This is a genomic window from Leclercia sp. GHBNCSD (genome assembly GCF_055805075.1).
On record NZ_JBQVYO010000002.1, the window covers coordinates 211,019 to 224,037 of the forward strand.

9 protein-coding genes and 1 riboswitch are annotated in these 13,019 nt (G+C 61.5%); of the genes, 2 read left to right on the top strand and 7 right to left on the bottom strand.

Going from position 1 to position 13,019, the window contains the following annotated elements:
* Positions 1–89 precede the first annotated feature (89 nt).
* Both ynfE and dmsD read left to right on the top strand, forming a co-directional pair.
* The gene (ynfE, locus tag ACT3IC_RS21330; protein WP_473479243.1) at positions 90–2,519 is read left to right on the top strand and encodes a selenate/tellurate reductase subunit YnfE; all 2,430 of its coding nucleotides are present in this window, start codon (positions 90–92) and stop codon (positions 2,517–2,519) included.
* Positions 2,520–2,554: 35 nt separating this feature from the next.
* Positions 2,555–3,169 carry a Tat proofreading chaperone DmsD gene (dmsD, locus tag ACT3IC_RS21335; RefSeq protein ID WP_180210830.1) on the top strand — a complete coding sequence of 205 codons (615 nt, stop codon included), beginning with the start codon at positions 2,555–2,557 and terminating at the stop codon, positions 3,167–3,169.
* A 12-nt stretch (positions 3,170–3,181) separates the two neighbouring features.
* On the opposite strand, the gene atzF is transcribed toward dmsD, so the two are convergent.
* The 7 genes from atzF to ACT3IC_RS21370 all read right to left on the bottom strand — a co-directional run bounded on the left by atzF (position 3,182) and on the right by ACT3IC_RS21370 (position 12,755).
* The gene (atzF, locus tag ACT3IC_RS21340; RefSeq protein ID WP_473479246.1) at positions 3,182–4,981 is read right to left on the bottom strand and encodes an allophanate hydrolase; all 1,800 of its coding nucleotides are present in this window, start codon (positions 4,979–4,981) and stop codon (positions 3,182–3,184) included.
* The gene (gene uca / locus ACT3IC_RS21345) at positions 4,978–8,580 is read right to left on the bottom strand and encodes an urea carboxylase (protein WP_473479249.1); all 3,603 of its coding nucleotides are present in this window, start codon (positions 8,578–8,580) and stop codon (positions 4,978–4,980) included. Before uca ends, atzF begins: the two co-directional genes overlap by 4 nt.
* Before the next feature lie 151 nt (positions 8,581–8,731).
* The gene (locus tag ACT3IC_RS21350; protein WP_156654441.1) at positions 8,732–9,367 is read right to left on the bottom strand and encodes an urea amidolyase associated protein UAAP2; all 636 of its coding nucleotides are present in this window, start codon (positions 9,365–9,367) and stop codon (positions 8,732–8,734) included.
* Positions 9,368–9,375: 8 nt separating this feature from the next.
* On the bottom strand, positions 9,376–10,086 hold the full coding sequence (locus ACT3IC_RS21355) for an urea amidolyase associated protein UAAP1 (protein WP_156654440.1): 711 nt from the start codon (positions 10,084–10,086) through the stop codon (positions 9,376–9,378).
* Positions 10,087–10,090: 4 nt separating this feature from the next.
* On the bottom strand, positions 10,091–10,867 hold the full coding sequence (locus tag ACT3IC_RS21360) for an ABC transporter ATP-binding protein (RefSeq protein ID WP_156654439.1): 777 nt from the start codon (positions 10,865–10,867) through the stop codon (positions 10,091–10,093).
* A complete protein-coding gene (locus ACT3IC_RS21365; RefSeq protein ID WP_325939938.1) occupies positions 10,864–11,679 on the bottom strand; it encodes an ABC transporter permease in 816 nt (271 codons plus the stop codon). Before ACT3IC_RS21365 ends, ACT3IC_RS21360 begins: the two co-directional genes overlap by 4 nt.
* 17 nt (positions 11,680–11,696) lie before the next feature.
* On the bottom strand, positions 11,697–12,755 hold the full coding sequence (locus tag ACT3IC_RS21370) for a putative urea ABC transporter substrate-binding protein (protein WP_473479254.1): 1,059 nt from the start codon (positions 12,753–12,755) through the stop codon (positions 11,697–11,699).
* Positions 12,756–12,811: 56 nt separating this feature from the next.
* A riboswitch (guanidine-I (ykkC/yxkD leader) is annotated at positions 12,812–12,910 on the bottom strand.
* Positions 12,911–13,019: the final 109 nt, after the last annotated feature.

Genomic DNA, 13,019 nt, shown 5'->3' on the forward strand with positions numbered 1-13,019 from the left:
CCCCTTAATGGGTAACACTCCCTTTCATTAGCCCGATCGTCATCACGGCTGAAATCAGTTTTCAAACGACGAACGTAATGGAGTGAGTCATGTCAGATAGTGAGCATAGCGGCGGGATCAGCCGCCGTACCCTCGTCAAATCGACCGCCATCGGATCCCTTGCGCTTGCCGCAGGCGGCCTGTCATTACCCTTTGGTTTACGCCCCGCAGCCGCGGCAGTACAGCAGACACGCGCAGATAAAGTGGTCTGGGGCGCTTGCTCAGTCAACTGCGGCAGCCGCTGCGCGCTGCGGCTGCACGTGCGAGACGATGAAGTGTACTGGGTTGAAACGGACAACACCGGCGACGACACCTATGGCAACCATCAGGTGCGCGCCTGCCTGCGCGGACGCTCGATTCGTCGACGCATCAATCATCCCGATCGCCTGAACTATCCCATGAAACGCGTGGGCAAACGCGGTGAAGGGAAATTTGAACGCATCTCCTGGGATGACGCTCTGGATCTGCTCACCACCAGCCTGCGCGACGTGGTCGCTAAATACGGCAACGAAGCGGTCTACATTAATTACTCTTCCGGTATTGTCGGCGGCAATATCACCCGCTCCTCGCCTTACGCCTCTCTGGTGGCCCGACTGATGAACTGCTATGGCGGTTTTTTGAGCCATTATGGTACCTACAGCACGGCGCAGATCGCCTGCGCGATGCCCTACACCTACGGCAGCAACGAGGGCAACAGCACCTCGGATATCGAAAACAGCAAGCTGGTGGTGATGTTTGGCAATAACCCGGCGGAAACCCGCATGAGCGGCGGGGGGATCACCTATTACCTCGAACAGGCGCGCGAACGTTCGAATGCGCGCATGATCGTCATCGATCCCCGCTACACCGACACCGCCGCCGGGCGTGAGGATGAATGGATCCCGATTCGTCCGGGAACCGATGCCGCACTGGTGGCGGGCATCGCCTGGGTGCTGATTAACGAAAATCTCGTCGACCAGCCCTTCCTCGATAAATACTGCGTCGGTTACGACGAAACCACCCTGCCGGAAGGCGCGCCTGCCAACGGCCACTATAAGGCCTATATCCTTGGTGAGGGCGACGATGCCACCGCCAAAACCCCGGAGTGGGCCTCGCGCATCACCGGCATTCCCGCCGATCGTATCATTAAGCTGGCCCGGGAAATTGGCACCGCGAAACCGGCCTATATCTGCCAGGGCTGGGGGCCGCAGCGCCAGGCCAACGGCGAGCTCACCTCACGCGCCATCGCCATGCTCCCTATCCTCACCGGCAACGTCGGCATAAATGGCGGCAACAGCGGCGCGCGTGAATCCACCTACACCATCACCATTGAGCGGATGCCGCTGCCGGAGAATCCGGTCAAAACGCAAATCTCCTGCTTCAGCTGGACCGACGCCATCGCCCGCGGGCCGGAGATGACCGCCACCCGCGACGGGGTGCGCGGCAAAGATAAGCTCGACGTGCCGATCAAGTTCATCTGGAACTATGCCGGTAACACCCTCATTAACCAGCATTCGGACATCAATAAAACCCACGACATTTTGCAGGATGAAAGTAAATGCGAAATGATTGTAGTCATTGACAATTTTATGACCTCGTCGGCGAAATATGCCGATCTGCTGCTGCCGGATCTGATGACCGTCGAGCAGGAGGATATCATTCCCAACGACTATGCCGGGAACATGGGTTATCTCATCTTCCTCCAGCCGGTGACCGCGCCAAAATTCGAACGTAAGCCTATCTACTGGATCATGAGCGAGGTGGCGAAGCGCCTCGGCCCGGATGTCTATCAGCGCTTTACCGAAGGCCGGACCCAGGCCGAATGGTTACAATATCTCTACGCGAAGATGATGGCGAAAGATCCGCAGCTTCCCTCTTATGAGGAATTAAAAGCGATGGGCATCTACAAGCGTAAAGATCCGAACGGGCATTTCATCGCCTATAAAAAATTCCGCGACGACCCGGCGGCTAATCCGCTTAAAACGCCGTCAGGCAAAATCGAGATCTACTCCAGCAGGCTGGCCGATATTGCCCGCACCTGGCAGCTGGAAAAAGATGAAATCATCAGCCCGCTGCCGGTCTACGCCTCCACCTTCGAAGGCTGGGACGATCCTGACCGCAGCCAGTTTCCGTTGCAGCTGTTTGGCTTCCACTTCAAAGCCCGCACCCACTCCAGCTACGGCAACGTCGATGTGCTGCAGGCCGCCTGCCGTCAGGAGGTGTGGCTCAATCCGGTGGATGCCAAAACGCGTGGGATCAAAAACGGCGACATGGTGCGGGTTTATAATGCCCGCGGTGAGTTGCGTATTCCGGCGAAAGTCACGCCGCGCATTATGCCGGGCGTCAGCGCAATGGGCCAGGGTGCCTGGCACGATGCCAACATGACCGGGGATCGCATTGACCACGGCTCATGCATCAACACGCTGACCACCCATCGTCCGTCTCCTCTGGCGAAGGGCAATCCGCAGCACACCAATCTGGTGCAAATTGAAAAGGCGTAGCCAATTACTGTGTCAGCGCGGGGCAACCCGCGCAAATGAAGGATGAAGTCATGAGAGAGTCGTTTGCCTTTACTGCCCGTGTGTTGGGCGCGCTGTTTTACTACGCTCCGGATAGCCCCGAAGCCGCGCCGCTGGTCACGGCCTTAACCCACAACGACTGGCAGCAGGACTGGCCGCTGGATGAGTGCCTGTTGGCCCCCATTGCCGACGAGCTTCGCCAGCCTGCCGATGAACCCTTGCGTACCGCCTGGCAACGGCTGTTTCTGGGTCCGTGGGCGCTGCCCGCGCCGCCTTGGGGCTCGGTCTGGCTGGATCGAGAGAGCGTGCTGTTCGGGGATTCCACCCTGGCGCTGCGCCAGTGGATGCGGGAAAACGGCATCGTGTTTGAGATGGCGAACAACGAGCCGGAAGATCACTTTGGCACCCTGCTGCTGATGGCGGCATGGCTGGCAGAAACGGGCCGGGATGCAGAGCTCGACCAACTGCTGGCCTGGCATCTGCTGCCCTGGAGCACGCGCTTTCTTTCCGTGTTTGTCGAAAACGCAGGCCACCCGTTCTACCGCGCGCTGGGCAAACTGGCACAGTTGACGCTGGCTGAGTGGCAATCCGGCCTGCTGACCCCGGTCGCCGAAAAACCACTTTTCCGTTAATCCTCCCCTGGCTTACTGCTGGTGAGTAAGCCAGGCTCTCCAGCCGCCGAAAGCGGTAATATCCTCTGCCCCCTGCAAGCCGTACTCCTCACAGATAAACCCGGTTAACCAGCGCCCGTCCTCCAGCTCTACTTTTCCGAGTCCCAGCGGAGCCGGGATGCCCGCCAGAAACGATCCCACCTCGGCATGGGGCAGATCCCACACTTCCACGGCAATCGCTGCCCCCTGTTCGCGGTCGCGCACCATGCCGGGCCGTTTCCCGTCGGCGAGGGCAAACAGGCGATAGTGCGGCGCGCTGCGGGTGGTTTCACGTAAGGTTCCCCCGCGCTGGCGCAGCTGGTGATTCAGCGCCAGCCCGTCCAGATGTGCCCCGCAAACCACCACCGGCAGGCGATCGTGGCTGGCCGTGGCCGTGGGTGCCGTCGCCTGTAACGCACGATCGCCGGGTAACAGCAGATTCTGGTGACGTTGTAATGCCCCGGCAAGGCTCAGCAGATACTGGTCGGTAAAGGGCCGGCCAAACAGCGTCACGCCTGAGGGCAGGCCATTCGCCATGAACCCGGCAGGCACCGCCACGGCGGCATAGTCCAGCAGGTTCATAAAGTTGGTATAAATCCCCAGCTCGGAATTGCGCTTTACCGGCTCCTCCGCCAGCTCGGCCAGCGTCACCGGGCGTGGATAGGTGGGCGTGAGCACGCAGTCAAGCGTCGCCATGACCTCATCGCACAAGCGTTTGAAATGCTGAAGCTGATACTGCGCGTCAAAGGCCGCGACCGCATCGGTACCGGGCGCTTTGCTCAGCACATCGCGGATCACCGGCAGCACTGCATTCGGTTGCTGCGCAATCAGCGCCCCCGCCACGTGATAGCGCTCCGCCACCCACGGGCCGTTATAGAGCAGCGTCGCTGCCGCCAGAAACGGCGAAAAGTCGATGGTCACCGGCACGCCACCGAGGGCGATCAACCGCGCTTTTGCGGCGTGATACAGCGCTTCGCTCTCGGTGCAGCCAAGGAACTCCAGCCGATCCGGTACGCCGAAGCGGAACCCGGCCTCAGGCAGACCAAAAGCCTGGGCGCCGTTCCAGGCTGGATTGGCGCGGCTGTAGTCGTCCCGCGGATCTTTCACCGCCGTCAGCGCCAGCAGCTGGCTGGCCTCTTCCGCCGTGGCGGTAAAGAAGGTCACGCAGTCCAGGGTGCGGCAGGCAGGCACCACCCCGGCGGTGGAGAGTAACCCTTTGGTTGCCTTAAGCCCGACCAGATTATTCAGCGCGGCGGGCACGCGCCCGCTCCCGGCCGTGTCGGTGCCGAGAGCAAAACTCGCCAGCCCCAGCGCCACCGCCAGCGACGACCCCGCGCTGGAGCCCCCGGATGGATAATCCGCATTGACACTGTTACGACACGCGCCATACGGCGAGCGTGTGCCGTTTAAGCCGGTAGCGAACTGATCGAGGTTGGTTTTCCCCAGCGGGATTGCCCCCAGGGCGATCAGCTGGCCGACGATAGTGGCATCCTGCTCAGCCCGGTATGCTAACGCCGGGCAGGCAGCGGTGGTGACGATGCCCGCCAGATCGATATTGTCTTTAATGGCAAAGGGCACGCCGTAGAGGGGCAGCGTCTGCGGGGATTGATCCTCAAGCGCGGCCAGATACGGCTCCAGCTCCTCGGAGGTGAGCAGATAAATAAAGGCGTTGAACTCAGAGTTTAGCGCCAGCGCCCGCTCGCGCAGGGTGTTAATCACCTCCCGCGGAGTGAGGCGGCCCTCGCGGTAAGCCTGCGTCAGTACATCGAGACGTAAATCAAATGGATGTGTCATGCTGTTTTCTCCAGGACCACCACACACTGACCCGCCCGTACCGGGGAGCCCGGCTGGACGCGCACCTGACTGACAATTCCGTCCTGGGTGGCAAGGAGCGGGATCTCCATCTTCATCGACTCCAGCACCACCAGCACATCCCCCTCGCGGACCGCCTTGCCCACCTCCACGCTCACCTGCCACAGGTTGCCGGAGACCGGGCTGTCGATGCCCGCCTGACCCGGCTGCAGCGGGGCATCATCGCCCTCATCCGCCAGCAGATCGCTGCTGTCGAAATGCGCCTGGCCGTTGGCGATCCAGCGCTCGCGCTCAGCGTTAAAGGCCTCCTGCTGATGGGCGCGAAACGCGTCAATCTCCTGCACTTCGTCAGCGAGAAACTGCTGATACTCCGCCAGCTTCAGGCTGGTGTGCTCAATGCGCAGCGGGTAGCGCCCCAGCGGGAAATCGCGGCGAATAGTGAGCAGCTCGTCGGCAGAGACCGGATAGAAGCGGATCTGGTCAAAGAAGCGCAGCAGCCAGGGCTTGCCGCCGAAATCCTCTACGGCGTGATAGCGGCTCCACATCTGCAAGGTGCGCCCGACAAACTGATATCCGCCCGGCCCCTCCATGCCGTAAACACAGAGATAGGCCCCGCCGATCCCCACCGAGTTTTCCGCCGTCCAGGTGCGGGCCGGGTTGTACTTGGTGGTGACCAGACGATGACGCGGATCGAGCGGGGTCGCCACCGGGGCGCCGAGATAGACATCCCCCAGGCCCATCACCAGATAGCTGGCGTCAAATACCGTTTTGTAGACCTCATCGACGTTCGCCAGATCGTTAATGCGGCGGATAAACTCCAGGTTGCTCGGGCACCAGGGTGCATCCCGGCGCACGGTGGTCATGTATTTGTCGATGGCTTTCTGACAGGCCGGATCGTCCCAGGAGAGCGGCAGCCAGACGATGCGCGACGGCACTTCAAGCGCATCCTGTTCGCACACCGCCTGCCACAGCCCGGCCACAGTATCCAGCAGGCTCGCCAGGCTCAGCGCCTCCGGCTGGTAGTGAATTTGCAGGGAGCGGATGCCTGGCGTCAGGTCGATAACCCCATCCAGTGCCTGCGCCTCCAGAGCCTGCATCAGGGCGTGGGCGCGAAAACGCAGGACCAGATCCAGCTCCGGATCGCCAATCTCCAGCAGCAGGTGTGTATCACCGGAGAGCCGCGCCACCAGCCGTTTATCAGCCTGCCCCTGCTCCAGCACCACCGGCGAGGCGGGTTCGGAGGGCTGCCACGCCACGTCCAGAGGGTGCAGGCTGGCGATCTGGGCCGCCTGCGCCTGGGCAAGCTGCCGGGCGGTGGCGATATCCACGGGAACAAAGCGCACCTTATCCCCCGCTTTCAGCTGCCCGATGGCGTGCAGATCGGCTTCGATGATGGTGACCGGGCAGACAAACCCGCCCAGGCTTGGGCCATCCGGGCCGAGGATCACCGGCATATCCCCGGTAAAGTCCACCGCGCCGATAGCATAGGGGTTGTCGTGGATGTTCGACGGATGCAGTCCCGCCTCGCCGCCGCTCTCGCGCACCCACTCAGGCTTAGGCCCGATCAGGCGCACCCCGGTACGGCTGGAGTTGAAGTGCACTTCCCAGTCGGTGGCGAAGAAGGTGGTCATGTAAGCCGGGGTGAAATACTCCGGCGCGCCGTGCGGGCCATAGATCACCCGCAGGGTACGCACAGGCTCAAGCGTGGTGCAGAGCGCCGGGGGCAGCGTCTGCGCCGGGCACGGGGCGGTTAAGGGCGAAATGTGCAGCACGTCACCGGTACGCAGCGCGCGCCCGGCGTGGCCGCCAAACTGCCCCAGGGTAAAGGTGCTTTTGCTGCCGAGATAGTCCGGCACGTTAAATCCGCCGCGCAGGCAGAGATAGCTGCGCACGCCGTCACCGCGAATATCCCCCATCCGCAGGGTCATGCCGCTCTGCACCCGGTAGACCCGGTTGGTCTCAAGAGATTCGCCATCCAGGGTAAGGGCGATCTCCGCCCCGGTCACCGCCAGCTGGGCATCGCAGTTGAACTTCAGCGTCGGGCCGCTGAGGGTGATCTCCAGCCCGGCGGCCCCTTCGTCGTTGCCGAGCAGCCGGTTGCCAAGACGCAGCGCGCGACTGTCCATCGGTCCTGATGGCGGTACCCCTACCGCCCAGTAGCCGGTACGCCCCGGATAGTCCTGCACCGTGGTTTGCGTCCCGGCGCTGAGTACCTCAAGCGTGGCGGCGTGATAGTCCAGCCCTTCCAGGCTGCGGGTCCAGGGCTCGCCGCTGGCGAACGGCGTGAAGGTTAAAATTTGCTGCAGGTAGCTGCGGTTGGTTTCCACCCCATACAGCCGGGTCTCTCCCAGCGCCGTGTGCAGGGCCTCAATGGCGGCGTCACGCGTCGGCTGCCAGGCGATAATTTTTGCCAGCATCGGATCAAAAAAGGGCGGCACCTCGCAGCCGGATTCCACCCAGCTGTCGATGCGCAGCGTGCGGCGGTTATCTTCCGGAAAAACCACTTCGGTAAACAGGCCGGGCGATGGCTGGAACTGACGGCCCGGATCTTCGGCATAAACCCGCGCCTGGATGGCGTGCCCTTCAGGAGTCAGGCCATCACGCAGAGCCGCCAGCGGAGGCAGGGTGCCTGCCGCCAGTTCAATCATCCAGCGTACCAGATCGACACCCCACACCTGCTCGGTGACGCCGTGCTCCACCTGCAAACGGGTATTCACTTCAAGGAAGTAGAACCGGGCGGCGTCGCTGTCGTAGACGAACTCCACCGTGCCCGCGCTGCGGTAGTTGACCGCTTTGCCCAGCTTAATCGCCGCCTCACACAGCGCATCCGCCATGCCCTCAGGCAGGTTGGGCGCCGGGGTCTCCTCCAGCACCTTCTGGTTACGCCGCTGCACCGAGCAGTCACGCACGCCGAGGGCGATCACCTCCCCTTCGCCGTCGCCGAAGAGCTGAACTTCGAGATGACGCGCCCGCTCAATGTATTTCTCAATAAAGACGCCCGCATCGCTGAAGTTATTTTTCCCCAGCCGCACCACCGCGTCGAAGGCCTCAAAAAGTTCCGCTGCGGTATAGCAGACGCGCATACCGATCCCGCCCCCGCCAGCGGTGCTTTTCAGCATCACCGGGTAGCCGACCTGCTCCGCCGCCTCCAGCGCCGCGTTCACATCCGCCAGCAGTTCGGTGCCTTCCAGCATCGGCACACCATGTTCTTTCGCCAGGGCGCGGGCAGTATGTTTCAGGCCAAAGAGGCGCAGCTGCTCCGGCGTAGGGCCGACAAAAGCAATGCCCGCCGCTTCGCAGGCCTCGGCAAAGGCGGCGTTCTCTGAGAGAAAACCGTAGCCCGGATGGATCGCCTGGGCACCGCTCGCTTTCGCCGCAGCGATGATTTTTTCGCTCACCAGATAGGTATTCGCCGCCGGGCCATCGCCCAGGCTCAGGGCTTCGTCGGCCTCGCGGATATGCAGGCTGCTGATATCCGCCTCGGAATAGACCGCCACGCCGCCGATCTTCATGGCGCGCAGCGTGCGCAGAATGCGGCAGGCAATCGCCCCGCGGTTGGCAATCAGGAGTTTCGTCAACATAGTAAAGACTCAATGGTGGCGGGTCGTCCCGCCGAAAACTGGCTCACCGCATGGTCGTCCACGGGGAAAAAGGTTTACGGCAGGATCCGTCCGGCACGCAGTTCAAACAGGCGATAGATCGTCTGGCGCAGGCGCTGCCAGCGTGTCGGCGTCAGTTCCATATCAGTACCTCCGCAGGGGTCGGGTTCCAGCCGTTGCAGGGGTTGTTCAGCTGCGGGCAGTTGGAGATCAGCACGATGACGTTGCACTCCGCCTTCAGCTCAACATATTTACCCGGTGCGGAGATGCCATCGGCAAAGGTCAGCCCGCCCTCGGGGGTCACCGGCACGTTCATAAAGAAGTTGATGTTGGCCCCGATATCGCGCTTTTGCAGGCGGCCATCGTGCAGACAGGCGCAGAGGAAGTTATCCCGGCAGCTGTGCATATGGCGCTTGTCGAGGGCGTAACGCACGGTGTTGCTCTCCTGGGCGCAGGCGCCGCCGAGGGTGTCGTGCCGTCCGCAGGTATCCGCCACGATGGTCAGCAGCGGGTTGCCGAGGTTGGAGTAGAGTACGCTCCCGGTGGTCAGATAAGCGTTGTTCTGCCGGCGCAGGGTGCGCTGGGCATCGTAGCGCTCCCGCGGGTTATCGGCGTTATAGAACAGCGTATCCACCGCCTGGTTGCCCTCCAGATCCAGCAGGCGCAGGGTCTGGCCTTTTTTCACTTCAAACAGGTAGGGCTCCCCCGCCGGGATCACATGGCGGAAGCTGGCATGTTGCACATCTTTTTCGCTGGCGACTGTCATCATGAGGCTCCTTACAGGGCGAAAAGTTGGGTATTGGTGATGGCGCGGCCGTTTTCAGGGCGCGTCAGCAGCGCGTTTATCGCCGCGTCTTCATCTTCCGCCTGCCGCCAGCTCAGCTGCACCGGACGCGGGGCGTACTCTCTGGACGGGTCCATCGGATGTTGCAGCGCGGTCATCACCACCAGGGTGTCCATCGGGGCGAACAGCTCCACGTAGCTGCCCGGCTGTGAATGGCCGCTGTGGAAGCTGAACCGGCCCCGTTCGTCCACCGTCACTTTGCTGAAGAAGTTGACCACCATCAGCAGATCTTCGAGATTGAGATCCCATTTGCCCATCTCCACCAGCAGGTTATCGGTGCCGTTGCGGAAGAAGCCGTTGCGCAGCTCCTGATAGCGCCCCTGGCCATATTTCTCGGTGGCTTCGGCGGCATTGAGTACGCCGCCAAACGGGTCGTGCCAGCCGCTGGTATCGGCAATGATGCCCGCCAGCACGCGGCCCATGTCGGAGTAGAAGCAGTGCCCGGCGGTCAGGCGCGCGGTGTGCTGGCCTTTCAGGGTGTCCGGCAGGTTCAGGCGCTCGCTCTTCTCATGGGCGTTGAGCATCATCAGGCTGACGTTCGCCCCGCCGTCGGGGTCGGTCATGCGCAGGATCTGCCCGCGCTTAAGCACAAAGGAGAGGTGGCCGCCGCCCGGCAGGATCTCTTCACGTAAAGTCGTCGTCATAGCGTTAACCCCTTAAGGCATAAACGTTGTCGGGAGCCGTTCCGCTCAGGCTTGAGAGCCGTGTTTCGTTGAGCGGAATATCGTAGGTAATGCGCGCCCCGTAGGCATTCGGGGCCTGCGGATCGAGGCGCACTTTGTCGAATACCAGCAGACGGGTGCCGAGGTTGAAACCTTCGGAGAGATCGTGGGTGACCATAAAGACCGTCATGCGGGTTTCGCCCCACAGCTGCAGCAGCAGTGCATGCATCTCTTTGCGTATGCCGGGATCGAGCGCGCCAAAGGGCTCATCCAGCAGCAACACCCGGGGCTGCATAATGAAGGCCTGAGCGATGGCAAGACGCTGTTGCATCCCGCCGGAGAGCTGCGCCGGATATTTATCCAGCGCATGACCAAGCCCCACTTTTTTCAGCATCTCTGCCGCCTGTTCCCGTGCAGCGCGTTTTTTCGCACCAAACAGCCGTCCGAGTAGCGGAGATTGCGGCAGTTCGAGGCCGATGGCGACATTATCCAGCACGCTGAGGTGCGGAAAGACGGAGTAACGCTGGAACACCACGCCCCGGTGACTGTCCGGCTCGGCGACCAGGCGTTTACCGTCGAGGGTGATAGTGCCCCGGCTCGGTTTTTCCTGGCCGAGGAGCAGGCGCAGAAAGGTCGATTTCCCGCAGCCGGACGCGCCGACCATCGAGCAGAACTCGCCCTCTTTGATCTGCAGATTCAGACGCTCCAGCACCACGTGGTCGCCATACTCCTGCCAGATATTGTTGATGGTGATAAAACTCATGCTTTGTCTCCTTCTGCCCACGGGAAACAGCGCTTGTGCAGCTGGCGCAGGGCCAGATCCATCAGCCAGGCCAGCAGCGTGATCCACAGGACGTAAGGGATAATCACATCCATGGCCATATAGCGGCGCACGAGGAAAATGCGGTATCCCAGCCCGGCAGTCGAAGAGATGGCCTCCGCTGAGATAAGGAATAACCACGCGGAACCGAGCAGCAGGCGCAGGGAGGTGAGCAGGCGCGAGAGCAGCTGCGGCAGTACCACCCGCAGCACCAGGGTCCAGCTGTTGGCCCCCAGCGTCTGGGCTTTGATCAGAATTTCCGGTGGGATTTCACAGGCGCGGTGCTCCAGATCCCGGGCCAGCATCGGGGTAATGCCGATCACAATCAGCATGATTTTCGACAGCTCATCCAGGCCGAAGACGATAAACAGCACCGGCAAAATCGCCAGAGGCGGGATCATCGACAGCACCGTCATCAGCGGCGAGAGCGAGGCGCGCCACATGGGGAAGACCCCGGCGGTGACGCCAATGCAGAGGCCAATAAGCGACGCAATCGCCAGCCCCACCAGCAGCCGGGCCAGGCTCACCAGGGTATCGACCCAGAACAGGTACTCGCCGCTGCGCTTGTCCGGGGTGAAGGCCATCCGGGAGATCGCATCCAGCATCTGTTGCAGGCCGGGCAGCAGCTTGTCGTGTGGGTTGGCGTCCAGCCGCACCGCTGAGCCGAAAAAGTAGGCCGCCAGCAGCAGGACAAACGGCAACATCACAAGCATCAGCCGCATGCCGGAGGTGGGATGGCGATTAATCTGTCGCATGGAAACTCCGTCACTCATCACAGCTGGCCTGCGGCGGCCATTTTCACGAAGCTGTCATCAAAGCGCAGCTTTACGTTGCCCGCATCGCCCTGGGTAACGTCCCCCGGGAAACGCATCCCGATGAAATCGGCGCTCTGCGCCCCCTCACCCAGTAGCCCTTTATCAAAGGAGAAGGCCGCCACGCGCTGCATGGTTTTTGCCAGCTCCGGTGAGGTGACAAACGCCAGGTTCTCCTGCGGGGTGTAGAACAGGTGGGTGGTTTTCAGCTGCGCCTGATAGCCCGTCAGATCGGTGCCGGACGCTGCCGCCATCGCATTAAGGGCAGTGGCATCCTGGGCTTTCATCAGGCCCATCATTTCGTACCATGCCCCGGTAAGGGCTTTGCCCAGCGCCGGGTTATCCTTCAGGGTTTCGCTGTTAACCACCATCATGTCAATCAGCTCACCCGGCACCTGGGAGGAGCTGAACACCTCGGTGGTTTTTGGCGTGCCTCTAATAACGGAGAGCTGCGGATTCCAGGCGACGGCGGCCTGCACGCTGTCGGTGCCGAAGGCGGAGACGATATCCGCATCCGAGGTGTTGACCACGGTGACATCTTTCTCTGCCAGACCGGCCTTCTCCAGCCCGCGCACCAGCAGATAGTGGGAAACGGAGAGCTCCGGCAGGTAGATTTTCATCCCTTTCAGGTCATTAAGGGTTTTGCCCTCGCCCTTCATCACCACGCCGTCGTTGCCTTCCGAGTAGCTGCCGAGGATCAGTGCCGTGGTGTCCACGCCGCCCGCCGCCGGAATGGTCAGGGCGTCCATGTTGGTCATGGTGCAGCCGTCAAACTGGCCGGCGGTGTACTGGTTGATGGACTCGATGTAGTCGTTGAGCTGTACGACGTTGATCTTGATGCCGTATTTATCGGACCATTTATCGATGATTTTGCTGGTGCTGATAGTGCCCCAGGGCATCCACCCGGCGTAGATGGTCCAGCAGACGTTGAACTCTTTTTTGACGGCGGCAAAGGTGGGGAGACTGACCAGCATCGCCAGCGTCAATACGAGGGTGCGGAGTAATGGCGTTTTCTTCATGCTTGACCTCTGAGTGGCACAAAATTAGGGGGCAGCGCGACACCGTGGGTGCTGCTGTCTCCCGGGCTTTTGTCCCGCCGTGTAACCTCTCAGAGGTCGCCAGCTCTTGGACCAGTCATTCACATACGTGAACCGGAACCCTAGCCAGCTATTTTTCAGATTGTGTGGTGCACTGCCCTTTCACATTGTTTAAAGCAAAGGATGTGCCAGAAATTATTTATGAGGTTTATCATGAGGTTGACGTTTTAACAGCGTCAGGATTCA